At 64.8% G+C, this 24,503-nt stretch carries 25 protein-coding genes; 9 read left to right on the top strand and 16 right to left on the bottom strand.

What is annotated here, in order from left to right; translation table 11 throughout:
• Window positions 1–102 precede the first annotated feature (102 nt).
• Complete coding sequence (locus tag G452_RS0113105) at window positions 103–1,167, bottom strand: hypothetical protein (RefSeq protein ID WP_022662713.1); 1,065 nt, start codon at window positions 1,165–1,167, stop codon at window positions 103–105.
• A 175-nt stretch (window positions 1,168–1,342) separates the two neighbouring features.
• On the opposite strand from G452_RS0113105, the gene G452_RS0113100 reads away from it, so the two are divergent.
• Window positions 1,343–1,852, top strand: coding sequence for a histidine phosphatase family protein (locus tag G452_RS0113100; RefSeq protein WP_022662712.1), 510 nt, complete (start codon window positions 1,343–1,345; stop codon window positions 1,850–1,852).
• On the opposite strand, the gene miaA is transcribed toward G452_RS0113100, so the two are convergent.
• The 4 genes from miaA to G452_RS0113080 are packed head-to-tail and all read right to left on the bottom strand — an operon-like array spanning window position 1,849 to window position 5,501.
• Entirely contained in the window at window positions 1,849–2,772 is a 924-nt protein-coding gene (gene miaA, locus G452_RS0113095; protein WP_027189241.1) for a tRNA (adenosine(37)-N6)-dimethylallyltransferase MiaA, read from the bottom strand. The two genes, G452_RS0113100 and miaA, sit on opposite strands and share 4 nt — an antisense overlap.
• 15 nt (window positions 2,773–2,787) lie before the next feature.
• The gene (coaD, locus tag G452_RS0113090; RefSeq protein WP_027189240.1) at window positions 2,788–3,303 is read right to left on the bottom strand and encodes a pantetheine-phosphate adenylyltransferase; all 516 of its coding nucleotides are present in this window, start codon (window positions 3,301–3,303) and stop codon (window positions 2,788–2,790) included.
• On the bottom strand, window positions 3,249–3,842 hold the full coding sequence (gene rsmD / locus G452_RS0113085; protein WP_022662711.1) for a 16S rRNA (guanine(966)-N(2))-methyltransferase RsmD: 594 nt from the start codon (window positions 3,840–3,842) through the stop codon (window positions 3,249–3,251). Before rsmD ends, coaD begins: the two co-directional genes overlap by 55 nt.
• A gap of 51 nt (window positions 3,843–3,893) precedes the next feature.
• A complete protein-coding gene (locus G452_RS0113080) occupies window positions 3,894–5,501 on the bottom strand; it encodes an MBL fold metallo-hydrolase RNA specificity domain-containing protein (RefSeq protein WP_022662710.1) in 1,608 nt (535 codons plus the stop codon).
• Between the two features lie 182 nt (window positions 5,502–5,683).
• On the opposite strand from G452_RS0113080, the gene G452_RS0113075 reads away from it, so the two are divergent.
• Window positions 5,684–6,346, top strand: a complete 663-nt coding sequence (locus G452_RS0113075; protein WP_022662709.1) for an LOG family protein — start codon at window positions 5,684–5,686, stop codon at window positions 6,344–6,346.
• Here the strand turns inward: G452_RS0113075 and G452_RS0113070 are convergent.
• The 5 genes from G452_RS0113070 to G452_RS19530 form a co-directional block, all read right to left on the bottom strand.
• Window positions 6,343–6,585 carry a hypothetical protein gene (locus tag G452_RS0113070; RefSeq protein ID WP_022662708.1) on the bottom strand — a complete coding sequence of 81 codons (243 nt, stop codon included), beginning with the start codon at window positions 6,583–6,585 and terminating at the stop codon, window positions 6,343–6,345. The two genes, G452_RS0113075 and G452_RS0113070, sit on opposite strands and share 4 nt — an antisense overlap.
• A complete protein-coding gene (gpmI, locus tag G452_RS0113065; protein ID WP_022662707.1) occupies window positions 6,582–8,117 on the bottom strand; it encodes a 2,3-bisphosphoglycerate-independent phosphoglycerate mutase in 1,536 nt (511 codons plus the stop codon). Before gpmI ends, G452_RS0113070 begins: the two co-directional genes overlap by 4 nt.
• On the bottom strand, window positions 8,114–8,524 hold the full coding sequence (gene rsfS / locus G452_RS19535; RefSeq protein WP_022662706.1) for a ribosome silencing factor: 411 nt from the start codon (window positions 8,522–8,524) through the stop codon (window positions 8,114–8,116). Before rsfS ends, gpmI begins: the two co-directional genes overlap by 4 nt.
• Complete coding sequence (locus G452_RS0113055; RefSeq protein ID WP_022662705.1) at window positions 8,521–9,123, bottom strand: nitroreductase family protein; 603 nt, start codon at window positions 9,121–9,123, stop codon at window positions 8,521–8,523. Before G452_RS0113055 ends, rsfS begins: the two co-directional genes overlap by 4 nt.
• 66 nt (window positions 9,124–9,189) lie before the next feature.
• A complete protein-coding gene (locus tag G452_RS19530; RefSeq protein ID WP_022662704.1) occupies window positions 9,190–10,023 on the bottom strand; it encodes a DUF547 domain-containing protein in 834 nt (277 codons plus the stop codon).
• 268 nt (window positions 10,024–10,291) lie between these two features.
• Between G452_RS19530 and G452_RS0113040 the strand changes: the two genes are divergently transcribed.
• From G452_RS0113040 to G452_RS0113030, 3 genes are all read left to right on the top strand, one after another.
• The gene (locus G452_RS0113040; protein WP_022662703.1) at window positions 10,292–11,599 is read left to right on the top strand and encodes a phenylacetate--CoA ligase family protein; all 1,308 of its coding nucleotides are present in this window, start codon (window positions 10,292–10,294) and stop codon (window positions 11,597–11,599) included.
• Window positions 11,600–11,637: 38 nt separating this feature from the next.
• Window positions 11,638–12,069 (top strand): ACT domain-containing protein, encoded by a 432-nt coding sequence (locus tag G452_RS0113035; protein ID WP_022662702.1) that lies wholly within the window; start codon window positions 11,638–11,640, stop codon window positions 12,067–12,069.
• A gap of 297 nt (window positions 12,070–12,366) precedes the next feature.
• Window positions 12,367–12,711: an Hpt domain-containing protein gene (locus tag G452_RS0113030; RefSeq protein ID WP_022662701.1), complete on the top strand. Its 345-nt coding sequence runs from the start codon at window positions 12,367–12,369 to the stop codon at window positions 12,709–12,711.
• A gap of 287 nt (window positions 12,712–12,998) precedes the next feature.
• Here the strand turns inward: G452_RS0113030 and dapB are convergent, their stop codons facing one another.
• The 4 genes from dapB to uvrB are packed head-to-tail and all read right to left on the bottom strand — an operon-like array spanning window position 12,999 to window position 19,187.
• Window positions 12,999–13,775 carry a 4-hydroxy-tetrahydrodipicolinate reductase gene (dapB, locus tag G452_RS0113025; protein WP_022662700.1) on the bottom strand — a complete coding sequence of 259 codons (777 nt, stop codon included), beginning with the start codon at window positions 13,773–13,775 and terminating at the stop codon, window positions 12,999–13,001.
• Window positions 13,772–16,120: an NAD-dependent DNA ligase LigA gene (gene ligA, locus G452_RS0113020; RefSeq protein ID WP_022662699.1), complete on the bottom strand. Its 2,349-nt coding sequence runs from the start codon at window positions 16,118–16,120 to the stop codon at window positions 13,772–13,774. The genes dapB and ligA overlap by 4 nt, the downstream gene beginning before the upstream one ends.
• Window positions 16,117–17,175: a potassium channel family protein gene (locus G452_RS19525; RefSeq protein ID WP_022662698.1), complete on the bottom strand. Its 1,059-nt coding sequence runs from the start codon at window positions 17,173–17,175 to the stop codon at window positions 16,117–16,119. The genes ligA and G452_RS19525 overlap by 4 nt, the downstream gene beginning before the upstream one ends.
• On the bottom strand, window positions 17,172–19,187 hold the full coding sequence (gene uvrB / locus G452_RS0113010) for an excinuclease ABC subunit UvrB (protein ID WP_027189238.1): 2,016 nt from the start codon (window positions 19,185–19,187) through the stop codon (window positions 17,172–17,174). Before uvrB ends, G452_RS19525 begins: the two co-directional genes overlap by 4 nt.
• 100 nt (window positions 19,188–19,287) lie before the next feature.
• Between uvrB and G452_RS19520 the strand changes: the two genes are divergently transcribed.
• The 4 genes from G452_RS19520 to G452_RS0112990 all read left to right on the top strand — a co-directional run bounded on the left by G452_RS19520 (window position 19,288) and on the right by G452_RS0112990 (window position 21,350).
• Complete coding sequence (locus G452_RS19520; RefSeq protein WP_022662696.1) at window positions 19,288–19,797, top strand: hypothetical protein; 510 nt, start codon at window positions 19,288–19,290, stop codon at window positions 19,795–19,797.
• Window positions 19,797–20,108, top strand: coding sequence for a hypothetical protein (locus tag G452_RS0113000; RefSeq protein WP_022662695.1), 312 nt, complete (start codon window positions 19,797–19,799; stop codon window positions 20,106–20,108). Before G452_RS19520 ends, G452_RS0113000 begins: the two co-directional genes overlap by 1 nt.
• Window positions 20,105–20,824, top strand: a complete 720-nt coding sequence (locus G452_RS0112995) for a sulfite exporter TauE/SafE family protein (RefSeq protein ID WP_022662694.1) — start codon at window positions 20,105–20,107, stop codon at window positions 20,822–20,824. Before G452_RS0113000 ends, G452_RS0112995 begins: the two co-directional genes overlap by 4 nt.
• Before the next feature lie 91 nt (window positions 20,825–20,915).
• Window positions 20,916–21,350, top strand: a complete 435-nt coding sequence (locus tag G452_RS0112990) for a hypothetical protein (RefSeq protein WP_022662693.1) — start codon at window positions 20,916–20,918, stop codon at window positions 21,348–21,350.
• A gap of 88 nt (window positions 21,351–21,438) precedes the next feature.
• Here G452_RS0112990 and aat read toward each other — a convergent pair whose 3' ends face one another.
• Window positions 21,439–22,122 (bottom strand): leucyl/phenylalanyl-tRNA--protein transferase, encoded by a 684-nt coding sequence (aat, locus tag G452_RS0112985; RefSeq protein ID WP_022662692.1) that lies wholly within the window; start codon window positions 22,120–22,122, stop codon window positions 21,439–21,441.
• Between the two features lie 26 nt (window positions 22,123–22,148).
• The gene (clpA, locus tag G452_RS0112980; protein ID WP_022662691.1) at window positions 22,149–24,497 is read right to left on the bottom strand and encodes an ATP-dependent Clp protease ATP-binding subunit ClpA; all 2,349 of its coding nucleotides are present in this window, start codon (window positions 24,495–24,497) and stop codon (window positions 22,149–22,151) included.
• Window positions 24,498–24,503: the final 6 nt, after the last annotated feature.

Below are 24,503 nucleotides of genomic sequence, written 5' to 3'. Positions count from 1 at the left end.
GAAATATCGATCCGATCGGACATGTGCATCCCTTTTCAGAACCGCCCGCGCCGATGTGAACGACGGACGGCGTCAGTATTGCTCAAGATTCCCTGTCGCGCCTCAGTCCATGACGATGACCGCGGGACAGCGGTCGGCCATGCCCTCGGAGCGGAACAACATGCGCACAAGCTCGGCGTCCGCCGCGGAGATGACCAGGTCGGCCCGCTGCGGACCGGAAACGGCCAAAACCCTGACCACGAGCGGAGTTCCTCCCGCCCGGCTCCTGGCTGCGGCGTCCTGGGGCGAATGCGCGTACACGGCGAGCCCCTGCTCCAAAACCAGCGACCTCGGCGCGAGAAACGGCCCGAAGGCGGCCTTGCCGTCCGGTCCGGCCACCACGGGCAACAAGGCCGGAGCGGCGTCGAATCCGCGCGCATCCACGACCAGCCCCGTGAAAGCTCCCAGCTCGGCCATGGACTGGCGATATTCCAACTGGTCCACGTCCGTGGCCCCGGCACCGGAGACATCGGTCGTGAGATCGATGGTCGGGGGAATGCGGCTCTGGAACGCCACGGAGGGCGGGATAAGCGCCTCGGCCATGGCCCCCCGCAGAGACACCTCGGCCTGGACCTCGATGCGGGCTCCGCCCGCGCCGTCCGGCTCGGTTTGCCTGGAGATGGGCGAATTCTGAAGTTTTCCAAGAAGTTCCGTGCGCTGCTGCGCCGTGAGTTCCTCGCCCACCAGATGCCGCCCGTCCAGGGCCAGCCCGAAAACAGCGTCCTGCAATTGCTTGCGCGCCTGGAGCGTGGCCTTGCGAATGGCCAACGCTTCCGCCCTTGCGGGATTCAGGTCGGCGCCGGAAATTTCGGAAACGCCGAAACTCGTGATTTTGCCCGCGCCCCAGTCCACCTGGGCCAGATCCGCCTCGCGGGTCAGACCGGACTGCTGCCTCGGCTCAGGCACCGCCACGGTTCCGTTCTGGTCGGCCGCATCCACGTTCCGGCTGATCCAATTCTCGACCTGATCCAACGCGCTGGGCTGCCCCAGAGGCTGGGGGCCGGCCTGTTCCGCCGTCGCCTGTTTGGGCGCGACCGCATCCTGGGCCAGACAGACCGCCGGCGCGGACACGTCGGCAACCCAGGACGCGACCAGCAGGGCCGACAACGCAAGAAGCCTGCACTTCATTCCGAACTCCTTGGAGCGTTTCTCTTTTCTAAAACTCATCGCTTCCGCGTGATGGATGTATCCCGCCCTGAAAAGATAGGCAAGCCGTACCGCCCCGCCGAACAACCGCACGGGCTGCCGGGCGAGTTGCCGCTGCGGTCCGCGAATGCTAGTACTGGCGGAAGGAGCGTCGAACATGATCAGAATCCATTTGATGCGCAGCGGAGAAGCCCTGCCCGAAGGCAGCGCGCCGAATCCCGGCCTCGGTCCCGTGGGACGCGAACGCCTGGAGCGCTCGGCCCGCACCCTGCTCGGCCTGGGACTCTGGTTCGACCTGGCGCTCTTTCCGCCGGACTCGGTGCCGATGCAGTCCGCCCAGGCCGTGCTCTCGGTCCTGGCCGACTCCCAATGCAGAGCCGTCATGGATAAACGCGCGCGGGCCTCGGCCTCGACGGAAGCGCTGCTGGACCTTTTGCGGCAGGAACAGGCGCGCTCCATCCTCATCGTCAGCGATGTCCCGCTTGTGACGCGGATCGCCAGCCGGATGCTCTGCGGCGAAAACCGCTCCACTCCCCTGGTGGACATCGCCCTGGAACACGGGGGGCTGCTCTGCCTCGAAACCGAGGCCGCACTGGACCGCAAAGCCAAGCTGCTTTGGAGCCTGCCGCCCATCGTGCTCGACGGGCAGGCCTCTCGCCGCACCTAGGAATTCAGCCAGCGCTCCACCTCGGCGGCAATGCCCTTGAAATCTCCCGCATCGAAGAGCGAAAGGTTCCGCTCCTTGCGGCACCAGGTCATCTGCCGCTTGGCATAGGCTCTGGTGTTGCGCAGCCAGAGATCCCGGGCCTCCGCCAGGGACGTCTCGCCCCGCAGCCAGGCCAGAAGCTCCGCGCAGCCGATCCCGCTCCAGCCCGGCGCCGAGGGATCGGAGCATTTTTGATACGTCCGCCGGGCCTCTTCCAAGGCCCCGTGCTCGATCATTTCGTCGATGCGCGCGGCCAGTCTCGGCGTCAATTCCTCCAGGTCCGCGACGATGCCGATGCGCAGGGCCTCGACGGGATGGGCGGGCACGGCCTGGGCATGCCACCAGCTCATGTTCCGGCCCGTGGCCAGCCAGACCTCCTGGGCTCTGGCATTGCGCTGGCTGTCGTTGGGATGGATGACTTCGGCGTAGTCCGGATCGATGTCCAGCAGTTCCGCGTGCATCCGTTGCGGGCCTTCGCGCTCCAGCCGGGCGAGCACGGCGGAGCGGACCTCGCCGGGAATTTCGGGTATGGGCGCGATGCCCTGGAGCAGCACGCGCAGATACAGCCCCGTGCCGCCCACGAGCACGGGCAGATTGCCTCGCGCGGCAGCCGCCTGGGCCGCCTCTGCGGCCAGATCGGCCATGCGGGCCGCGTTCATGGCCTCGGTGGTGGGCAGAAATCCATACAGATGGTGCGGGGCCTGGGCGCGTTCGTCGGCACTGGGCTGGGCCGTGATGATCGGGAAGTCCTCGTAGACCTGCCGGGAGTCGAAATTGACCACCTCCACGCCCCGGCCCAGGGACAGCGCGGCCCTGGTCTTGCCCGTGCCGGTCGGGCCGAGAATGCAGACCGCGCGCAGCGGCTCCTTCGCCCTGTCCATGCCCTCGCCCATGTCCTAGTCCCCGGCCTGCCGCCGCCGTTCCTCGCAACGCTTGTACAGCGGCGTGACCACGCAGTCCGGCACCAGTCCCTTGACCGAACCGCCGTGGCAGGCCACGTCCTTGACGATGGTGGACGAAAGGTACATCCACTTGAAGTCCGTCATCAGAAACACGGTCTCGATGTCCCGCTTGAGCTTGCGGTTCATCAGCGCCATCTGGAATTCGTACTCGAAGTCCGAAACCGCGCGCAGACCGCGCAGAATGGCCCCCGCCCCACGGCGTTCGACATAATCCACCAGCAGGCCGTCAAAGGGTTCCACGAGAATGCCCCGTTCGTTGGCGAGCGCTTCGCGCGCCATGAGCACGCGCTCGTCCAGCGTGAAAAGCGTCCGCTTCGAGGTGCTCTTGGCCACGGCCAGAACCACGGTGTCGAATATTTTGGCCCCGCGCTTGATGAGGCTCACATGGCCGTTGGTCAGGGGGTCGAAGGTTCCGGGGTAGATGGCGAGCCGAGGGTTGTGCGATGCCATAATACTATCCTTGTCTGACCGTAGGTTCGGTCGGTGATGCGTTCCAGCCCTGCCGGGTCGTCGGGCTCCAGGGCGGCCTCCACCTCGGCGAGCAGGAAACCGCCCTGCGCGAGCCACTCGCGGGCCTGGACCGCTTCCAGGGCAGGAACGAGAAGATCCTTCCCATAAGGAGGATCGATGAATATCAGATCATAGGGCTTGTCCGTGCCCTTGCGCAAGAGCTGGACCACGTCGGAGACGGCGACCCGGAACCGGGAGGTCGATGCTCCCAGCTCCTTGAGATTGGCGCGGATCAATTGGGCGGCCTTGGGGGCCTTCTCGACGAAGAGGGCGAAGTCCGCCCCCCGGCTGAGCGCCTCCATGGCCAAGCTGCCGCTCCCCGCAAAGAGGTCGGCGGCGCGCAGCCCCGGCCACTCCAGTCCGCGCGCCTCCAGCATGGAGAAGATGGACTGGCGCACCTTGGAGGTGGCGGGCCGGTAGCCCGGCCCTTCGGCGGTGCGGATGACCCGCCCGCCGTATTGTCCGCTGATGATGCGCATTCTCTTTGCCGTACTCGACGTATCCGCTTCCGGGCCGCGGCGCGGCCCCCGCTACATTTCGGAAATCAGCTCCACCATAAGCCGGTTCACGGTCATCAGGCGGTCGCGGATTTCCGTCTGCTCCACCCAGGGCCGTTCCTTGACCTTGTCCACGCGGTTCCTGAGCTCCTCGAAAAGCCTTCCCGAATCCTGAAGCAGGAAATCCCAATCCACGCTGGGGCGCGCCAGTTCCGTGTGCTGCACGGCTTCCAGGATGCGGCCCGGCTCCAGCGTGACCTCTTCCAGATAATCGGGGATGTGCACGTCCAGCTTGAAGTCCGTGCGCAGCAGCTCGGCAAAGACCTTCTGCGCGACCGGCTCGCCATGAATGAGGAAGACCTTCATGTCCTGCGCGCGGAAGCGGCTGACCCAGCCGAGCAGTTCGTCCTGGCCCGCGTGGCCCGAGAAGCCGTTGATGGTGAAGATCCTGGCCTTGACGGCCACATCCTCTCCGAACAGACGGATCTTGCTCACTCCGCCCACGATCTTGCGGCCCGGCGTGCCCACGCCCTGGTAGCCGACGAAAACCACGCTTGCGCCCGGACGCCAGAGGTTGTGCTTGAGATGATGCTTGATGCGTCCGGCAGTGGCCATGCCGCTGGCGGAAATGATCACGGCTGGCCCGGCCGTGCTGTTGATGGCCTGGGATTCCGCCGTGCTCAGGGTGAACTTCAGGTTCGGCAGCATCAGGGGATCCTCGCCGTTCTTGATCAGATCCTGGGTCTGCCGATCGAAATATTCAGGGTGCTTGCGGAAGACCTCCGTGGCGCGGATGGCCATGGGGCTGTCCAGAAAAACGGGCATGTCCGCAGGCAGTCGGCCCTGCTTGTAGAGCAGGAACAGCGAGTAGATGATCTGCTGGGAACGCTCCACGGCAAAAGCCGGAATGACGACCTTCTCGCCCTTGCCGTAGCTGTAGGCGATGGCTTCGGCCAGCTCGTCCAGGCTGTTGCTTTCGTCCTTGTGCACGCGGTTGCCGTAGGTGGACTCCAGAAACAGGTAGTCCGGGGTCACGGCGATGGCCGGGTCGTTGACGAGCAGCTGCGCGGGGCGGCCGAGGTCGCCGGAGAACAGCAGCGAGGTGGGCTTGTCCCCATGCTCGTATTCGATGCGGATGAAGGCCGAGCCGAGAATGTGTCCGGCGTCGCGGAAACGGATCTTCAGGCCCGGCTTGGGCTCGAAGGCCTCGTCGTACTTGACCGTCTGGATCAGCGGCAGGGTCTTTTCCACGTCCGCCTGGGTGTAGAGCGGCTCCACGTCGCCGCCGCCGCGCCGGTTGCGCTTGCGGTTCACGTATTCGGCTTCCATCTCCTGGATGTGCGCCGAATCGAGCAGCATGATCTCCAGCAGGTCGCGCGTCGGTTCGGAGGTATAAATCGTGCCGCGAAAGCCCTGCTTGACCAGGCGCGGCAGCAGGCCGCTGTGGTCGATGTGCGCGTGCGTCACGAGAATGAAGTCGAGCTTCTTCGGATCATGGCGATCCGTGTCGAAATTCCGCTTCTCGATTTCCTTGTTGCCCTGAAACATGCCCGCATCCACGAGAAACTTGATGCCGTTGCATTCGAGCTTGTAGCTGGAACCCGTGACGGTCTGGGCAGCGCCCAGGAAGGTGACTTTCATCGATCCTCCGAGAAAGTAGACGGTGCGGCCTTGCGGCCCGGTTTCGCTTCCGGTCTTTCATGGACGCGGGGAAGCGTGTATTCTGCATGAAAAACGCGGACCAGTCCGCGCATCGCGTTTCATGCACCATCGGGCCGTGTTTTGGCAAGTGGCCGAAGCATTGGCCCATTCAGGAGGAACCCATGCCCCGCTCCATGCAGTACCTGATAGACGACCTCAGCACCGCGGAATCCTGGCGCCTTTTCAAGATCATGGCCGAAATCGTGGAAGGATTCGAAACCCTGGGGGAACAGGGGCCGGCGGTTTCCATCTTCGGATCGGCCCGCGCGCGGGAAAGCGCCCCGCTCTATCGGCGAACCCGCGACCTGGCCCGCAAGCTCGCGGAGGCGGGCTTCGCCGTCATCACGGGAGGCGGTCCGGGCCTCATGGCCGCGGCCAACCAGGGCTGCCGCGACGCGGGAGGACGCTCCGTGGGCCTGCACATCCACCTGCCCCTGGAGCAGGAGGCCAACCCCTACCTCAGCGTGCGCTGCGACTTCCGCTATTTCTTCGTGCGCAAGCTGATGTTCGTGAAATACGCCTCGGCCTACGTGGGCATGCCCGGCGGATTCGGCACCCTGGACGAGCTTTCCGAAGCCCTGCTGCTGATCCAGACCCGGCGCATCAAGCCCTTCCCCATCGTGCTCATGGACAAGGCGCACTGGGGCGGGCTGCTCGATTGGTTCCAGAAAAAACTCCTCGCCGACGGCTACATCGGCGAGGAGGATCTCGGACTGTTTCTGCTCACGGACGACACGGACGAAGCCGTGGAGCACATCCGCAAGCACGCGCCGTCCATGGCCTAAAGGAAGTCCGGGTCGATGCCCGCCTTTCCCCCGGCCATCATCAGGCGCAGATAGCGAACCGCCTTCTCGTCCACGGGCACGATGGGAAAGTTCTTGCGGCAGGCGTCGCACTGGGCCATGGCGGGCCTGGTCGGCGCTATCAGCGGCACCTCCCGCGTGCAGTAGGGACAGGCGTAAAGGTAAATGATCTCCATGCCCGAAGGCTTGACCGGAGTCACCGGCTTGCCGGAAACACTCATGACCGCTCCTTGGCGACGAGATTCTCCCCGGTCATTCCCTGGGGAGGGGTGACGCCCCAAAGGCCGAGCAGCGTCGGCGCGATGTCGCCGAGCTTGCCGGGCCGGAGCGTGCGCGTTTCCGCTCCCTCTTCCATGAGCACCAGGGGCACGGGATTCTTGGAATGGGCGGTCTGCGGATCGCCGTCCTGGTCGAGCATCTCCTCGGCGTTGCCGTGGTCGGCGGTGAGCAGCACCCGGCCGCCCCGCGCGAGCATGGCGTCCACGAGCTTGCCCGCGCAGGCGTCCACGGTTTCCACGGCGCGCAGCGTGGCCTCCATCTTTCCGGAATGGCCGACCATGTCCAGATTGGCGAGGTTGCAGACGAGCAGGTCGTAGTCCGGCATCAGCTCCAGCAGACGGGACGCGACCTCCGACGCGCTCATTTCGGGCTTGAGGTCGTAGGTGGCCACGTCGCGGGGCGAAGCGACCAGCTCGCGGTCCTCACCGGGAAAAGGCTCCTCGCGGCCGCAGTTCAGGAAGTAGGTCACGTGGGCGTACTTCTCGGTCTCGGCGATGCGCAGCTGGCGCAGGCCGAGTCCGGAGACGACTTCGCCCAGGCAGCCGTCCAGACGCTGGGGCGGAAAGGCCACGGGCAGGGGAAATCCGGATTCGTAGCGCGTCATGCTGGCCAGGCCCGCAAGGCTCGGCACGTCGCCTCGCTCGAACTCGTCGAAATCCTCGCTGAAGAAGGCGCGCGTGAGCTGGCGCACGCGATCCGCGCGGAAATTGAACAAAAACACGCCGTCGCCGTCCCGGATCACGCCGTCAACGTCTTCGATGAGCCGAGGCTTGACGAATTCGTCCGTTTCCCCGGCGACGTAGGCGTCGCGCAGTCCGCGCAGCGGCCCTTCGCAGCGCTCGCCCACGCCGTGCACCAGCGCGTCCCAGGCCACCTTGGTGCGGTCCCAGCGGGTGTCGCGGTCCATGGCGTAGTAGCGGCCCATGAGCGTGGCGATGCGCCCGGCGCCCATGCGCCTGCGGGCGTCGCGAAAATCCTTGACGTAGCCCATGCCGCTGGTGGGCGGCGTGTCGCGCCCATCCAGGAAGGCATGCACGAAAATGTCCTCCAGGCCCCGGTCGCGGGCCATTTCCACCAGCGCGTACAGGTGCTCCTGGTGGCTGTGCACCCCTCCGTCCGAAAGCAGCCCGAGAAAATGCAGCCTGCCGCCCTTGGCCTTGGTCGCGTCCATGAGCTCGACCAGCGCGGGATTCTCGAACAGCGAACGGTCCTCAAGGGCCATGTCGATGCGGGTCATGTCCTGATAGACGATCCTGCCCGCGCCGATGTTCATGTGGCCGACCTCGGAATTGCCCATGAAGCCTTCGGGAAGGCCCACGGCGCGGCCGCAACAGCTCAGGGAGGTGTTCGGCCAGCGTTTCAGCAGCCGATTCAGATTCGGAGTCCGGGCCTGGGCCACGGCATTTCCCGGTCCGGCGGGCGCAATGCCCCAGCCGTCCAGGATCAGCAGCAGCGTCGGCTTGCAGCCGCTCATTCCGCGTCCTCGTCGTCGCTCCCGGCCGGGGCGGCCTTGGGCTCGAAAAGGCGCTCCGCCTCGGACCAGAGCCCTTCGATATTGTAGAGCGAGCGCTTGTCGTCCTGGAAGATGTGCACGACCACGTCGTTGAGATCCACCAGGATCCAGGCGCCGCTCTGGTAGCCTTCCATGCCGAGATAGCCGAGCTTCTGCTCGCCGGAACGGTCCAGGAGCATGTCCGCCAGGGACTGGGCATGACGCACGCCGCGCGCCGAAGCCACCACGATGGTCTCGGTGATGGGACAAAGCCCCTCAACGTTCATGGCCGTCACGTCCACGGCCTGCTTCTCGTCCAGCCATTCCACCACGAGCCGCGCCTTTTCGAGGTTGCTCGGGGAACCGGGCACTTTTTCCGTCTTGTTCATCGTTTTTCCACTTTTTCCGGGCCGTACTCCGCAAGAACCACCTCGCCGAGCCCACGCTTGGGCACGTGATGCACTTCCTGCGCGTCGCGCCAGTATTGTACGCTTCCGTCCTGGGGCATAGGTTCGAGCACGACCTCTTCGGCAGGCTCGCCCAACGCCAGAACATAGAGAATATCCACTGTTTCCGGGATGTCCAGATCCGCCCGCAATCCCTCGCGGTCCAGAGCGCCCAGCATGCAGCCGCCGATCCCCTCCGCCCGCGCCGCCAGGAGCATGGTCTGGCAGGCGATGCCCGCGTCCACCTGGGCGTGGGAGGCCTTTTCCCGGTCCGCGCAGACGACGACGTACCCAGCGGGACGTTCGCCCGGCTGCGGCCCTGGCCAGTCCTTCAGATAGGCGGCCCAGACCAGCCGGGCGAATATCCGCGCGTTGGTCGCCGCATCGACCGAAAGGACATAGCGCAACGGCTGAAAATTTCCGGCGGATGCCGTCCGGCGTGCAAGGTCCGCCAGCCCGCGCAGCGTGTCCGGAGACAGGCTTTTGTTTTCCCGAAACCGCCGCACCGATCTTGTGGCGAGCACAAGTTCTTGAAGATTCATACGCTCTCCGAATCGCCCCGTCTTGTATAGAAATTGCGGCGCGGAGGCAATGCACGCCGCCATACCCTACTGCGCGCCCCTGCTCCCGCTCCCGGATCGGCCCAGATCGTTGAGGCTCCAGTCATACGGGAGATAGCGAAGCCGCAGGGTTCCCCCTTCGGAAGCCTGGTCCATGGCCCGCAGAAGCTCCGGCCCGGCCAGGCCGCGCACGAAGGCCTCGGCCCCCTGCGCGAAATCCTCCGCATACCATCGAAAGATACGGCTGAGAAAGAGTTCCCCGTCGCGCACGAAAACCGCATCCGGGTCGTTGACGAACGCCCGGGCCGCATCGTCGAGCTGCCCGTCCACCCGATCGGGCGCATACAGCTCCGCCCGCAGAGGCGGACAGCTGACCGCCGAACAGTTCAAGGCGAAATGAATGCGCGGATCCGCGAAGCGCCGCCGCAAGACCTCGTGCTCGATGTAGTCCAGGCTGACTTTTCTTCCCGCGTAATTCACGAATTCGATGCTCCAGGGACTCTCGAACCAGGAGCCGATGTCCTTGATGGACTTCAGGTCCGGATAGCGCGTCAGGATCAGATGCAGGGTCGCGGCGTTGTAGAGGTCGATGTGAAACGCCAGGGACTGCTCCGCGCTCATCTCCTCCGGGCGCGCACTGGCCAGCAGGGCCAGAAAGGCGTCCAGCCTGGCCGTCTCCCCGGCGAGCGTGGCGTAGTCCACCAACCCGCCGCGCACCACCTCGCCCAGCAGCGCGTCGAAATCGTTCCAGGTCCGCTCCGCCTGCGGCGAGTCCAGCCCCGGCAGAATCGGTTTTCCCGCACTCCCGGCGTCGGCATGGCCGTAAGCCAGGACAAACAGCGCGGCCGCGACCGCAAATATCCGCTTCGTTTTGCTTCTCACGTCTTTTCCATACACGCGGCAGCCCGAAAAGAGAACGCCCGCAGCGGCGAAAAAGTCCCCCCGACCTTGACGGAGAACCGTGTTTCAGGCATGGAGATTCCATGCTTGATAACGCCCTTTTCCAGCGCTTTACCGGTTTCTTCAGCGGCTTCTTTACGGAGCCTCAAGAGCCCGTGGCGTAAGGAGGCGTAAGCACGTCGAACCAAGGCCGCGGGCGCACCCGCGGCCTTTTTTGTTCCGCATTTCAGCCCCAAAAGGAGGACCGGAGATGATCTTCGACGTGGAACATGAAACCCTGCCCCGCGAGGAACTGGAAGCGCTGCAACTGCGCCGCCTGCAATCCCTCGTGGAGCGCGTCTACCACAACGTGCCGTTCTACAAGAAACGCCTCGAGGAAAAAGGGGTTCGCCCCGGCGACATCCAGAAGCTCGACGACGTGCGCCACCTGCCCTTCACCGAGAAGCAGGATCTGCGCAACAATTATCCGTACGGCATGTTTGCCGTCAGCATGGAGAACATCGTCCGCATCCACTCCTCGTCCGGCACCACGGGCAAGGCCACCGTGGTCGGCTACACCCACCGCGACGTGAAGAACTGGGCCTCGCTCATGGGCCGCTGCTTCGCCGCCGCGGGCGTCGGCCCCGGCGACATCCTCCACAACGCATACGGCTACGGCCTGTTCACGGGCGGCCTGGGCGCGCACTACGGCGCGGAAGCCGTGGGCGCGACGGTCATCCCCATGTCCGGCGGAGCCACCCGCCGACAGATCATGATCATCAAGGACTTCATGGCCACGGCCATCTGCTGCACCCCGTCCTACTCGCTGCACCTTGCGGAAACCGCCGAGGAACTGGGCATCGACTTCCGCAAGCTGCCCCTCAAGGTCGGCATCTTCGGCGCGGAGCCCTGGTCCGAGTCCATGCGCAAGGACATCGAAGCCAAGCTGAACATCCAGGCCCTGGACATCTACGGCCTTTCCGAGATCATGGGACCGGGCGTGGGCATCGAATGCGCCGAGGCCCAGAACGGCCTGCACATGCAGGAAGACCACTTCCTGCTGGAGATCATCGACCCGGTTTCCGGCGAACCCGTGGCCCCCGGCGAGATGGGCGAACTGGTCATCACCACCCTGACCAAGGAAGCCATTCCCCTGCTGCGCTACCGCACCCGCGACCTGACCCGGCTGGAATACACCCCCTGCCGCTGCGGCCGGACCACGGCGCGCATGATGCGCGTCCAGGGCCGCTCCGACGACATGCTCATCATTCGCGGCGTGAACGTCTTCCCCCAGCAGATCGAATCCATACTCCTGGACACCGACGGGCTGGCCCCGCACTACCAGCTCGTGGTCGACCGCAAGGGCACCATGGACACCCTGGAGGTACGCGTGGAAGTCAACGAAGGCGTGTTCACGGACGAGATCAAGGGCCTTCAGTCCCTGGAAAAGAAGGTCCAGGGCTCCATCAAGGAATTCCTCGGTGTGACCGCCTCGGTCAAGCTCGTGGAGCCCAAGGGCATCGAACGCTCCATGGGCAAGGCGCAACGCATCATTGATTTGCGCAAGGAAGCCAAGTAACATCGCCATGCGAAACCAGAAAACCAGAGAGGAGAGCCATGAAGGTTGATCAGCTGTCCATCTTTCTTGAAAACAGAGCCGGCCGCCTGGCGGAAGTGACCAAGATCCTCAGCGACTCCGGCGTGAACATCCGCGCCCTGTCCCTGGCGGATACTTCGGACTTCGGCATCCTGCGCCTGATCGTCTCGGACTTTGAAAAAGCTCGCAACGAACTGAAAAACCAGGGCTTCACCGTTGGCCGCACCACCGTGGTGGCCGTCGAAGTGGACGACCAGCCCGGCGGCCTGCACAACATCCTGAGCATTCTCCAGGCCGAGAACATCAACGTGGAATACATGTACGCCTTCGTGCACCAAAGCTCGAACCACGCGGTGATCATCTTCCGGTTCGACCGCACGGACCAGGCCATCGAACTGCTCAAGAAGCACAACCTGACCATCATCCCGGGCGAAAAGCTCTACAGCCTCTAGCCCGTTCCGGACGGGGAGATTCCGGTCTCCCCGTCCTCTTCCCCATCCGAACGCGACGCGATTTCCGGCACCGCACCCGCTGCGAACGCTGCCGCCTCGGCTCCCGGCGAATCCTCGGCGCGTTTCGTTCTGTTGGTTCGCGAGGATTCACCCTGCCCTCCCCGGTCTTGTGTCCAATAAAATACTCAAACACATTGCCGAAGCCGCCCGTCATGCGTATAAGGGCCTGAATACCGTCAACCGCGTTGCCGGAACAACCGGGCTGTCACGCCGGGCCGACAAGAAAAAGAGAAAGAAATGCACAACGCCCCCATCAGCAAAGCCTGGTTCGAAAAAATGAAGGGAAAGGAACCCTTCGTAACCCGCCTCTTCACGGTCTTCCTGCGCGAGGAACCGCTGCGCGTGGCCAAAATCCACGCCGCCGTGGAGGCCCGCGACCTGGAACAGGTCAAATACCTCGCCCACTCCCTTAAAGGTGCGGCGGCGACCATGGGCGCGGAGCCACTCCGCGAAACCTGTCTCGAACTGGAAATGGCCGCCAAGGACAACGACGAGGCCGAAAGCACCCTCGCCCTGGAACACATGGACCGGGAGGTCCGGCGGGTGTACGAGCTGATGCAGGACTGGCTCAAGGAACAATAGCCGTCAGGAAGAAGAATGCCTCCGGCGGCCAAGGGGCCCGCGGCCCCTTGGAACCCCATTCTGCGCGGCTGGTCCGCAAAAGATCTGTCTCCCCCTTCTCTACCAACAGCGAGGCCGCTTCCGGGCGCAAAGCGTCCGGAAGCGGCCTCGCTGAAGACCTCGCGAAAACACGTCTTACCTGAATGCCCCCCCCCGCGCCGAAGCGGGAATGCGCAGCATCCCGCTTCGGCGCAGACAGGGAGTCCAGAGGGCCGCGGGCCCTCTGGCCGCCGGAGGCATGCCTTTTCCTAGAACATGTCCTGCATGGTGTAGAGCCTGCCGGGCTTTTGCGCGCTCAGCCACTTGGCCGCGCGCAGCGCGCCCTGGGCGAAGGTTTCGCGCGAGTGCGCCCGGTGCGTGACCTCGATGCGTTCGCCCGGCCCGAAGAAGAACATGGTGTGGTCGCCGACCACGTCGCCGCCGCGCAGCGTCTGCACGCCGATCTCGTTCTTGGGCCGCGCGCCGATGATGCCGTCGCGGCAATGCTGCTTCACTTCGTCGTAATCCCAGCCGCGCGCCTCGGCCAGACATTGGGCCAGCTTGAGGGCGGTGCCGCTGGGCGCGTCCTTCTTCATCTTGTGGTGCGTCTCGACCATTTCCATGTCGTAGGCCGGGCCAAGGGCCTTGACCAGTTCGGGCAGGATCTTGAGCAGCACGTTGACGCCCACGCTCATGTTCGGAGCCCAGAACAGGAGCTGCTTCTTCGCGGCCTCGGCCAGCACGGCCTGCTGGGCCTTGTCCAGTCCGGTGGTTCCGATCACTGCGGGGTTGCCGTGCTTCCCGGCGATCTCGGCCATTTTCAGGGAGGCTTCGGGCGCGGTGAAATCCACGACAACGGCTCTGGGAGCGGCCTTGAGCAGTTCCTCCAGCTTGTCGGAAACCAGGCAATCCAGCAATTCCAGCCCGTCCGTGTTCCCGGAACGCTCGGTAACGCCCGCGAGATTGAGTTCCTCGTCCGCCTTGGCCAGCGCGGCCAGGGTCGCGCCCATGCGCCCCTTGGCGCCCATGATGATCACGTCGGTCATACGCCCTCCTTGTCTTCCTCCAGGCCCAGCAGGGCCGTGAAGGCTTCGTAATCCAGTATGTTCAGACCGAGTTGCCGGGCCTTGTCAAGCTTGCTCCCGGCCTTTTCCCCGGCCACCACGTAGTCCAGCTTTTTGGAGACGCTTCCGGCCACAATGCCGCCGCGCGCCTCCACAAGCTTCTCAGCCTCGCCCCTCGGGATGGGCAGGCCGCCCGTGAAGAGAAAACGCTTGCCCGCGAGCGGGCCTCCGGCATTGGTCGCGGCCTGGGTGCCCTTGGGCCAAAGTCCGATTTCGCGGAAGCGTTGCAGCAATTCGCGGTTCTTCTCGTTTTCGAAGTATTGGACGATGCTCTCGGCCACCACGCCGCCCACGTCCGGAATGTCCTGAAGTTCCTTTTGGCCCGCGGCGGCCAGGGCGTCGAGGTCGGCGTAGCGCTCGGCCAGGGCGCGGGCCGTCTGCTCGCCCACGTGCCGGATGCCCAGGGCGGCGATGAGCCGGGCCAGGGTGGCTTCCTCGCGGGCCTTGGCCACGGCGTCCACGAACTTCCGCGAGGATTTCTCGCCCATGCGTTCATAGGCCAGGAGCGTGGAAGCCCGCAGCAGGAAAAGATCGGCGGGCGAACGGAGCGAGCCGTCCGCCACGAGCCGCATGATCCACTCCTTGCCCACGCCTTCCATGTCCAGCCCGGCCTTGGACACGAAATGGACCATGCCCCGCTCCAGTTGCGCCGGGCAGGAGGCATTCACGCAGCGCAGGGCCACCTCTCCGACGGCGCGTTCGAGCCTGCTTCCGCAGGCCGGGCAATTCTCCGGCGGCAGGATTTCCCGCTCGGAGCCGTCGCGCTCGTCCGCAAGGGGCCGCACGAGCTGAGGAATCACGTCGCCCGCGCGCTGGACCAGAACCTTGTCCCCGATGCGGAAATCCTTGTTCGCAATCTCGTCGAAGTTGTGCAGCGTCGCACGCGAAACCTCGACGCCGCCCACGCCCACAGGCTCCAGCTCGGCCACGGGCGTGACCGCGCCGGTACGGCCGACCTGGAAGATCACGTCGCGCAGCACGGTGGCGGCCTGCATGGCCGGAAACTTCAGGGCCAAGGCCCAGCGGGGGGCGCGGGCCGTGAATCCGAGAAACGATTGCAGACGGCGGTCGTCCAGCTTGGCCACGACCCCGTCGATCTCGAAAGGCAGCTCGTCGCGTCGGCGCTGCAATTCGGCGAAATACCGCTCCACCTCGCCGGGCGAATCGCAGAGCCGCACTTCCGGGGGGATGGCGAAGCCCAGCCGGGCCAGCCCGCGCATGAGCGACTCCTGCGTGGTCCAGTCCGTGCCTTCTCCCTGGGCAAGGCCGATGCCGTAGGCCAGAAAGCGCAAGGGGCGCGCAGCGGCCACGCCCGGATCGAGCTGGCGCACGGAACCGGCCGCGGCATTGCGCGGGTTGGCGAAAACCTTGTCGCCCCGCTCGGCCTGCCGCTCGTTGAGCGCATGGAACTCGGCCTTGGACATGACCACCTCGCCGCGCACTTCCAGCAGCTCCGGCGGGTTGTCGCCGTGCAGGCGCAAGGGGATGTTGCGCACGGTGCGCATGTTCCGCGTCACGTCCTCGCCGATTTCGCCGTCTCCGCGCGTGACGGCCCGGACGAACCGCCCGCGCTCGTAGATCACCTCCACGGCCAGGCCGTCCATCTTCGGATCGACCCAAAACCGCCCCAAGGCCGTATCCGGATCGTCGAAAACGGCTGCGGGCAGGCCGGAGAGATCCGGAGGATTGCCGCTGAGGTCGAGCAAGTTGCGCCCCCCGGCCAGCCGGGCGCGCAGGGAGTCGAGGTCTTTCTCGAAGCCCTTTCGGTCCGCCCCATGGGGACGCAGCAGGCGCTCCTTGACGCTCCGCCGGATTTCCGGATTGTACTTGACCCGCTCGGCCTGCTCCAGCGCACGCCCCAGAGCGCGCTCCAGCGCGGCGCGGGCCTCGGCCTGGACGGTCTCGACAAAGGAATTGCGCAGTTTGTCCAGGGCGAATTCGCGCCAACTGGAAAAGTCCAGCCCCTCGGACGCGCTCTCGTCCGGCAGGACCATGCCGTTGTCCAGGCTCAGCAGGGGCAGGGAGTGCCGAACGGTCTCGAAGCCTTCGGCCGGAGCCCCGCCCACGCGGCGCGTGGGCGAATCGGGATCGGCAAGATCCGGATGGGCCTCCTCCAGCGCCTGGAGTTCCCGGAAAAGCTCGTCATACTCCGCATCCTCGATTTCAGGATCGTCGAGCACATAGTAGCGATGGTTGTGGTAATCGAGAAGCCGCCGCAGCTCGCGCACGCGCGCGGCAACGGACGACGGCGCGCCCTCCGGACTCACGAATGCCCCCCCTTGCCGTAGAGGTCGTGGTGCATCCGTTGCAGGTCGGTGCGGCGGCCGACCATGAGCAGCGTGTCTTCCATCTGAATGACTTCCTTGGGACCGGGGTTGAAGATCATTTCCCCGTTGCGTTTCTTGATGGCGATGATGATCAGGTTGTAATGGGCGCGAATCTGCGACTCGATGAGATTCTTGCCGTGCAGGTCCGAATCCTTGGGCACGAGCAGCTCCTCCATCTGGAGGTCGATCTTGCCCTGCATGGCGATTTCCAGAAAGTTGGTCACGGTGGGCCGGAGCACGTTCTGGGCCATGCGCACGCCGCCGATGAGGTGGGGCATGACCACGCGGTCCGCCCCGGCCAGCTTCAGGCGGGAAATGTGCGACTGCTGGCTGGCGCGGGCGATGATGGTCAGGCTCGGACAGAGCTGCCGGGCCGTGAGCGTGACGTAGACGTTGGCCGCTTCGGACGAGAGCGCCGAGATCAGCGCCTTGGCCTTGCGCAGCCCCACGGAGAGCAGCAGCTCGTCGTCCGTGGCGTCGCCCTCGATGCAGAGCACGCCGTCCAGCTCCATCTTCTGGATCAGATCCTGGCTCTGCTCGATGACCACGGGCACGAAGCCCTCGTTGCGGATCTCGTGCACGACCACGCTGCCGATACGGCCGTAGCCGCAGACGATGAAGTGGTTTTCCAATTTGCCGATGGCTTTCTGCATTCTGCGTCTCCCCCAGAGAACCTGCAAGCGGCCCTCCAGCAACACCTGGGAAAAAGAGGCCACGATGTACATGAATCCGCCCACGCCGCTCATGATCAGCGTGGCCGCGAACATGCGCCCGGTCTGCGAGAGCGGGTGCACCTCGCCGTAGCCCACCGTGGAAAGGGTGATGACCACCATGTAGAAGCTGCTGGCGAGATCCCAGCCCTCGATCCACATGAAGCCGACGATGCCGAAGGCGAATATCAGCAGCAGCAGGGCGCTGCCCACGATCAGGTTCCAGAACGTGCCCATGCGCTGCTTCATTTCGAAGATGCGCTTGTTCATGGCTTGCAGCGTCATGATCCCCCCAGTTGCAGAATGCGCTCGCGCAAGGGGCCGATGCGGTCGCGAAGCCCGGCGGCGCGCTCGAATTCCAGCTCCTTGGCCGCTTCGCGCATCTCGCGCTCCAGCTTGCGCACGATCTTTTCCAGTTGGCGAGGATCATCGCCGTACACGCCCAGTTCCTCGGCAGCCCTGGCGAACTCGACCTTTTCCGCCTCGGCCAGCTTGCTCGCCACCTGAAAGCCCTCGCCAAGGGCCTTGCGGATGCTCTGCGGCGTGATGCCGTTTTCGACGTTGTATTCGAGCTGGCGCTCGCGGCGTCTCCCGGTTTCGTCCATGGCCTTGCGCATGGCCGCCGTAACCTTGTCCGCATACATGACCACGCGGCCTTCCAGGTTGCGCGCGGCCCGGCCGAAGGTCTGGATGAGCGCGCCCGCCGAGCGCAGAAAGCCTTCCTTGTCCGCGTCCAGAATGGCCACCAGGGAGACTTCCGGCAGGTCCAGCCCCTCGCGCAGCAGGTTGATGCCCACCAGCACGTCGAATTCCCCGGCACGCAGCGCCCGCAGGATGGCCATGCGCTCGATGGTGTCGATGTCCGAATGCAGGTAGCGCGTGTTCACGCCCATCTGCTGGAAATATTCGGTCAGATCCTCGGCCATGCGCTTGGTCAGGGTGGTCACCAGCACCCGCTCCCCGCGCTTGACGCGGGCCTTGCACTCGCCGAGAAGATCGTCGAGCTGGCCCGCCGTGGGGCGCACTTCCAGCTCCGGATCCACAAGGCCCGTGGGCCGGATGATCTGCTCGACCACGAGCCCCTGCGCGCGGTCCAGTTCCCAGGGGCCGGGCGTGGCCGAGACGTACACGGCCTGCCCGATGCGATCAAGGAATTCCTCGAAATTGAGCGGCCTGTTGTCCAGGGCCGAGGGAAGGCGAAAGCCGAAATCCACCAACGTGGACTTGCGCGAACGGTCGCCGTTGAACATGGCCCCGACCTGGGGCACGGCGATGTGCGACTCGTCCACGAAGAGCACGAAATCATCGGGGAAATAATCGATGAGCGTGGCCGGGGGCTGGCCGGTCCTGCGCCCGTCCAGATGCAGCGAATAGTTCTCGATGCCGTTGCAGTAGCCCAGCTCCTCGATCTGCTCCAGGTCGAACATGGTCCGCTGCTCCAGGCGCTGGGCCTCCACGAGCCGGTTGTTCTCGCGGAACCAGGCCAGACGCTGCTGCAACTCGCTGCGGATGGCCTCGCGGGCGCGCTCCAGGTTGTCCTGGTCCGAAACATAGTGCGAACCGGGATAGATCACGGTCTTGCGCATCCGGGCCTTGACCTCTCCGGTGAGCGGATCGGTCTCCAGGATGGAGTCGATCTCGTCCCCGAAGAATTCCAGGCGGATGGCCTGTTCGCGGCTGTAGGCGGGAATGATCTCGACCACGTCGCCGCGCACCCGGAAGGTGCCCCGGTGGAAATCGTAGTCGTTGCGCTCGTAATGCACCTCCACCAGCCGCGCCAGGAGCGACTCCATGCTCATGGCCTGGCCCTGCTCCACGGGAATGATCATCTTGGCGTAGTATTCGGGCGAACCGAGTCCGTAGATGCAGGACACCGAGGCCACGATGAGCACGTCGCGCCGCGTGAGCAGCGCGTGGGTCGCGGCGTGGCGCAGCTTGTCGATGTCGTCGTTGATGGACGAATCCTTCTCGATGTAGGTGTCCGAGTGCGGGAGGTAGGCTTCCGGCTGGTAGTAATCGTAATAACTGACGAAATATTCGACGGCATTGTTCGGGAAAAGCGCCTTGAACTCTCCGTAGAGCTGCGCGGCCAGGGTCTTGTTCGGGGCCAGCACCAGGGCCGGACGATTGATTTCCGCGATGACGTTGGCCACGGTGAAGGTCTTGCCGGATCCGGTCACCCCCAGCAGCACCTGGTCGCGCACTCCCGAACCGAGATTCGCGACGATTTCGCGAATGGCTTCGGGCTGGTCCCCCGTGGGCGTGTATTCGCTGACGAGTTCGAAACGTTCCGGCATGATTTCCATCCTTTCCGCCCCGCGCATCCCCTTGTGCGCGCAGACGAAACATCGTATCATCGGCTCCCGATTCCAGCAATCAGCCGAAACGGAGCAGCCAATGGAAGTGACCGTCCTGACCCCGGAAACCGCGCCGCCGTGCGAACGCTGCTGCGCCGTGTCCATGATCATCAAAAGCTTCAAGGGCCGCCGCGACGTGGAAGTGCACCTCTTCCGCCCCGTCGGGAACGAAGAGGAGAAGCGCTACGACTGGTCCAAGCTTGTGGGCCCCTTGCTGCCGGAAGCCCCCTGCCCGCCCGAGTCGAGCAGGAAGGTTATCCTGGAGTCCTTTACGGTGCGGGAGCGGGACCGGATCATCAATTACCTGAAAGAGCAATACGCCACAAGGCTCAAGGCGCTGCGTTCCCGCCCGCTGGAATTCCCGGTTCCCGGCGGTCTGCCCGCCCTCTCCGACCTGGACGAAAGCAAGAGCATCGGCCTGATCCGCTTCGAACGCATTCCCAGCTATTCTCTGGACATTCCCCTGCACGGGCTTTACGACCTTTCGCAGCACCCGCCCATCGTCGACGCAGTGGACGCGGCGGACGCAAAAGACGCCGTGGAGGAATAATGCCCACCGACACCGCCCTGGCACTGATCAAGGCCTACAAGGAAAAACGCGCGCGCAACCCGGGGGCGGGCAGACGCACGCTGTTCAAATACCTGCTCTGGGACCGCTTCGAAGGGCGCATGATCATGGACTCCGAACTGGACGAAATGGCCGCGCAAAGCTCCAATCTCTACGAACTGACCCTCAAGGTGGTGGAGCGCGAGCGTCCGGCCCTGGCCTCGCCCGCAACCCGCCCGGCCCTGGAAAAGGAACTGCTCCGCTTCTTCCAGCTCAACGCGCCGGACCAGCTCCCCCAAAGCCCCACGGCATGAGCTGGGCCTGGCTCTGCCTCGTGGCGGTCCTGGCGGGATTCGTGCAGGGCCTCAGCGGCTTCGGCTCGGTGCTGCTCTCCCTGCCCCTGCTCTGCCTCTTCCTGCCGATCAAGACCGTGATCCCCCTGATCGCGCTGCTGGCCTTCTGCATCAACCTCTGGCTGACCCTGGAACTGCGCCGCCACCTTCGCCCCCGGCGGCTCGGCCTGCTCCTGGCGGCGACCCTGCCTGGCGTTCCCGTGGGCGTCTACACGCTCAAGACCGTGCCGGCGCAGTGGCTGGAAATCTTCGTGGGCGCCGTGCTGGTTCTCTTCGCCCTGCACTCGCTGCTGACCACGCCCAAATCCCGCACGCTCCACCCGCTCTGGGCCGCCCCCGCAGGCTTCCTGGCCGGGGTGCTCGGCGGCAGCATCGGCACCAACGGCCCGCCCATCATCCTCTACGCTTCGCTCCAGCCCTGGCCCAAGGATGAAATCAAGGCGTCGCTCTCCGGATACTTCCTGGCCGCGGGGCTGCTCGTTTCCGGCACGCACGCGGCCACGGGGCTGATCACCCCGGAGGTGCTCCGGCTCTTCGCCATGGCCCTGCCCGCCCTGGCCGCGGGGGTTCTCGGCGGCATCGCCGCCTACCGCCGCCTCGGAGAAGGTCATTACCGCAAACTCATACTCGGAGCGCTTTTCGCTCTCGGCGTGATGCTTTTTGTCCGCGCCGTTTGAACCGGGCATCTCTTTTTTTCACATAATCCTAAAGTCACCCGCACCTCCGGCCGATAATGCTGTCGCATGGCATACATCCCCAGGAGGAGACATGGACAACCTGTTGCATGCGACCTGCTTCAAGCAGGCCCTCGACCTCGCCAAGGCGGGGCGATGGGAAGAAGCGCGCGAAACGCTCCGGGATCTCCAGGACGAATATCTGGCCCTTTGCGAAGAAAACCAAGCGCTCAAACAGCAGCTCTGCGAGGTGGCGGACACGCTCGACCTTGCCGGAAACATGCGCTTCGACGGACGCAAATACTGGCTGGAGCTCGACGGGCGCCGCGAGGGACCATACTGCCAGGTCTGCTATGACCGCGACGGCAAGCTCATGCGCCTGCAAAAGCAACAGCGCCACTGGCAATGCAAGGGCTGCGGAAATCTCTATCTCATGCTTGAATCCTCCGAAAAGCAGGCCAAGCAGACCAGACAAAGCGCGGTTCCCTCCCGGCTGCTCAAGACTCCCATCCCCCTGTTCGTGAAATAACGCGCCGTTCAAATAATAAAATAAACGGACCCTTTCGAATAATACTCGGAAGGGTCCGCGACGTTTTCAAGGCCATGCAAAAACGAACCTACGGCGACTCGTGCCACGGCTCGCGCTCCGTGGGGTGCTCCAGGGCCAGGGCGAGACGCTCCAGGAACTCCTTGCGCCGGATCTCCCTCGCGCCGAACCGGAGCAGGTGCGCCGTGGTCTGCTGGCAGTCCACCAAATCGTACTGATGCCGCTCCAGACGGCGGACCAGATGCACGAAAGCGACCTTGGAGGCGTCCGGCTCGGAAAAAAACATGGACTCGCCGAAAAAGGCCCGGCCCAATGCCACGCCGTAGAGCCCTCCGGCCAGACGGTCGCCGAGCCAGGCTTCCACGCTGTGGGCCAGTCCCAGCTCATGCAGCCGGATGTAGGCTTCCATCATTTCCGAAACGATCCAGGTGCCCTCCTGTCCGGGCCTGGGCATGGACGCGCAGGAACTGATCACGCCTTCAAAGGCGCGGTCAAAGGTGATCTCGAACTTTCCGGAATTCAGGATGCGGCGCAGGCTGGAGGAAACGTGCAGTTCGGAAGGAAAGAGCACGAGCCGGGGATCGGTGCTCCACCAGAGAATGGGCGAGCCGGGAGCGTACCAGGGGAAAATGCCGCAGGAATAGGCGTTCAGCAGGCGTTGCGGCGAAAGGTCGCCCCCCACCGCGAGGAGGCCGTCCGGGTCGGCCTCTTCGGGGCTGGGGAAAATGGGTTCGTCGAAAAGTCGATAAATCATGCCGCGGGCCGGGGCCTAGGCTCTGCCTACTGCATCCGCCCGGTCACGAAGTCGAAGACGAAATCGCCGGAGGCCTCGTTGCCCTTGGGCTTGGCTCCCTGCACGTCCACGCCCTCGCGCAGGCGCACGACGACCTTGCCGCCCTTCTGAAGCTCGCCGAAGAGCAGTTCCTCGGCGATGGCGTCCTTGATTTCGCTCTGGATGATCCGGGCCATGGGCCGCGCGCCGAAGGTCGGATCGTATCCGAGCCAGGCCAGGCGCGCCCGCGCCTCTTCGTGAAGAACGAGCCGCACCCGGCGTTCGCGCAGCTGCTCATTGAGCTCGGCCACGAACTTGTCCACGATGCGCTCCATGATCGGCTGATCCAGGGAGGAAAACGGCACCACCGCGTCCAGACGGTTGCGGAATTCCGGGCTGAAGAGCTTCTCGATGGCCCGGAGCGCGCCTTCCTTGCGGTCGTCGTCCTGGCGGCGCTGGAAGCCGATGCCGCCCTTGGCGATCTCCTGGGCTCCGGCGTTGGAGGTCATCAGCAGGATCACATGGCGGAAGTCGGCCTTGCGCCCGTTGTTGTCCGTGAGCGTGGCGTAGTCCATGACCTGGAGCAGGATGTTGAAGACATCCGGATGGGCCTTTTCAATCTCGTCGAAGAGCACCACGCAGTGCGGGTTCTTGCGCACGCCCTCGGTGAGCAGTCCGCCCTGGTCGAAGCCGACGTATCCCGGAGGCGCGCCGATCAGCCGGGCCACGGCGTGCTTCTCCATGTACTCCGACATGTCGAAGCGCAGGAAGCCCACATGCATGACCTCGGCCAACTGGCGGGCCAGCTCGGTCTTGCCCACGCCCGTGGGGCCGGTGAGCAGAAACGCTCCCGTGGGGCGTCCGGCCTGCTTCATGCCCGCGCGGGCGCGCTTGATGGAGCGGGCCAGCAGTTCCACGGCCTTGTCCTGGCCGAAAACCACACCCTTGAGTTCCTTTTCCAGATCCTGCAACCGATTGCGGTCGTTGCCGGAAAGCCGTCCGGCCGGAATGCGGGCCATGGACGCGACCACGCGCTCCATGTCCTGCACGGTGATGCGGTCGTCCTTTCTGGAACGCCCGGAAAGGCGGTACCGCGCTCCGGCCTCGTCGATGACGTCTATGGCCTTGTCCGGCAGGAAGCGGTCGTTGACGTGCCGGGCGGAGAGCTTGGCCGCCGCCCGCAGCGCGGGCAGGGTGTAGACCACGCCGTGGTGCTGCTCGTAGTAGGGCTTGAGGCCCTTGAGGATTTCCACGGTCTCGTCCACGCTCGGCTCGGCTATCTCGATCTTCTGGAACCGGCGCGAGAGCGCGCGGTCCTTCTCGAAATGGTTCTTGTATTCCTCGTAGGTGGTGGAACCGATGCAGCGCAGCTCCCCGGACTGGAGAAACGGCTTGAGCAGGTTGGAGGCGTCCAGGCTGCCGCCGGAAACGGAACCGGCCCCCACGATGGTGTGGATCTCGTCCACGAAGAGGATGGCGTCCTCCACGGCCTGAAGCTCGTTGAGCACGCTCTTGAGCCTCCCCTCAAAATCGCCGCGGTACTTGGTCCCGGCCATGAGCGCGCCCATGTCCAGGGCGTAGATCTGGGTCTTGTGGAATTCCTTGGGGCCCTTTTCCTCGGATATGAGCAGGGCCAGGCCCTCGGCCATGGCGGTCTTGCCCACGCCCGGATCGCCCACGAAGATCGGGTTGTTCTTGCGCCGCCGGGCCAGAACCTGCACCGTGCGCTCCAGTTCGGCCTCGCGCCCGATGAGCGGGTCGATCTTGCCTTCCTTTGCGCGCATGGTCAGATTCACCGTGAACTCGTCCAGCGCCGTCTGCTTTTCCTCGGGCTTGCCGGGCATGCCGCCGGGCGAGACGCCCGGACCCACAGGACGGGCCGCAGGCCCGCCGCCCAGAGGCTCGCTCGCGGAAGTGAACGGATCCTCCTTCTCCAGGCCGTGCGAGATGTATTCAAGCACGTCCAGGCGGGAAACGTCCTGGGTGCGCATGAAGTAGACCGCGTAGGAATCCTCTTCGTCGAACATGGCCGCGAGCACGTCCCCGACCTCGACCACGTCCTTGCCTGAGGCCCGCTTCTGCCAGACGGCGCGTTGCAGCACCCTGCGGACGCCGAGGGTCTGGATGACCTCTGTTTCGGTGTTCGCGGGAAGAGCCTCGAGGTTTTCAGCGAAAAATTGTTCGAGCTGCTCGCGAAGCTTGGCCACATCCGCCCCGCAATGGGTCAGGATGGCTTCTCCGTGCCGCTCCTGGGCAAGCGCATAGAGCAGATGCTCCAGAGTGAGGTACTCGTGGTTGCGCCGCTTCACCTCGTTCACCGCGGAAGTGAGCGCGTTCTCAAGTCCCTTGCTCAACATGGCTTT

The sequence above is a fragment of the Paucidesulfovibrio longus DSM 6739 genome (assembly GCF_000420485.1).
GTDB classification, from domain to species: Bacteria; Desulfobacterota; Desulfovibrionia; order Desulfovibrionales; family Desulfovibrionaceae; genus Paucidesulfovibrio; species Paucidesulfovibrio longus.
This window is presented reverse-complemented; position numbering and strand designations above follow the sequence as displayed.

Excerpts from the sequence above, each read along its gene's own strand:
- G452_RS0113070 (WP_022662708.1), bottom strand. The coding sequence starts at position 6,585 with ATGAGTGTTTCCGGCAAGCCGGTGACTCCGGTCAAGCCTTCGGGCATG.
- G452_RS0113075 (WP_022662709.1), top strand. The coding sequence starts at position 5,684 with ATGCCCCGCTCCATGCAGTACCTGATAGACGACCTCAGCACCGCGGAA.
- clpA (WP_022662691.1), bottom strand. The coding sequence starts at position 24,497 with ATGTTGAGCAAGGGACTTGAGAACGCGCTCACTTCCGCGGTGAACGAG.
- G452_RS0112990 (WP_022662693.1), top strand. The coding sequence starts at position 20,916 with ATGGACAACCTGTTGCATGCGACCTGCTTCAAGCAGGCCCTCGACCTC.
- uvrB (WP_027189238.1), bottom strand. The coding sequence starts at position 19,187 with ATGCCGGAACGTTTCGAACTCGTCAGCGAATACACGCCCACGGGGGAC.
- rsmD (WP_022662711.1), bottom strand. The coding sequence starts at position 3,842 with ATGCGCATCATCAGCGGACAATACGGCGGGCGGGTCATCCGCACCGCC.
- G452_RS0113080 (WP_022662710.1), bottom strand. The coding sequence starts at position 5,501 with ATGAAAGTCACCTTCCTGGGCGCTGCCCAGACCGTCACGGGTTCCAGC.
- miaA (WP_027189241.1), bottom strand. The coding sequence starts at position 2,772 with ATGGACAGGGCGAAGGAGCCGCTGCGCGCGGTCTGCATTCTCGGCCCG.
- G452_RS0113000 (WP_022662695.1), top strand. The coding sequence starts at position 19,797 with ATGCCCACCGACACCGCCCTGGCACTGATCAAGGCCTACAAGGAAAAA.
- dapB (WP_022662700.1), bottom strand. The coding sequence starts at position 13,775 with ATGACCGACGTGATCATCATGGGCGCCAAGGGGCGCATGGGCGCGACC.
- rsfS (WP_022662706.1), bottom strand. The coding sequence starts at position 8,524 with ATGAACAAGACGGAAAAAGTGCCCGGTTCCCCGAGCAACCTCGAAAAG.
- gpmI (WP_022662707.1), bottom strand. The coding sequence starts at position 8,117 with ATGAGCGGCTGCAAGCCGACGCTGCTGCTGATCCTGGACGGCTGGGGC.
- G452_RS0113040 (WP_022662703.1), top strand. The coding sequence starts at position 10,292 with ATGATCTTCGACGTGGAACATGAAACCCTGCCCCGCGAGGAACTGGAA.
- G452_RS19525 (WP_022662698.1), bottom strand. The coding sequence starts at position 17,175 with ATGACGCTGCAAGCCATGAACAAGCGCATCTTCGAAATGAAGCAGCGC.
- G452_RS19520 (WP_022662696.1), top strand. The coding sequence starts at position 19,288 with ATGGAAGTGACCGTCCTGACCCCGGAAACCGCGCCGCCGTGCGAACGC.
- coaD (WP_027189240.1), bottom strand. The coding sequence starts at position 3,303 with ATGGCATCGCACAACCCTCGGCTCGCCATCTACCCCGGAACCTTCGAC.
- G452_RS0113105 (WP_022662713.1), bottom strand. The coding sequence starts at position 1,167 with ATGAAGTGCAGGCTTCTTGCGTTGTCGGCCCTGCTGGTCGCGTCCTGG.
- G452_RS0112995 (WP_022662694.1), top strand. The coding sequence starts at position 20,105 with ATGAGCTGGGCCTGGCTCTGCCTCGTGGCGGTCCTGGCGGGATTCGTG.
- aat (WP_022662692.1), bottom strand. The coding sequence starts at position 22,122 with ATGATTTATCGACTTTTCGACGAACCCATTTTCCCCAGCCCCGAAGAG.
- G452_RS0113100 (WP_022662712.1), top strand. The coding sequence starts at position 1,343 with ATGATCAGAATCCATTTGATGCGCAGCGGAGAAGCCCTGCCCGAAGGC.
- G452_RS0113030 (WP_022662701.1), top strand. The coding sequence starts at position 12,367 with ATGCACAACGCCCCCATCAGCAAAGCCTGGTTCGAAAAAATGAAGGGA.
- G452_RS0113035 (WP_022662702.1), top strand. The coding sequence starts at position 11,638 with ATGAAGGTTGATCAGCTGTCCATCTTTCTTGAAAACAGAGCCGGCCGC.
- G452_RS0113055 (WP_022662705.1), bottom strand. The coding sequence starts at position 9,123 with ATGAATCTTCAAGAACTTGTGCTCGCCACAAGATCGGTGCGGCGGTTT.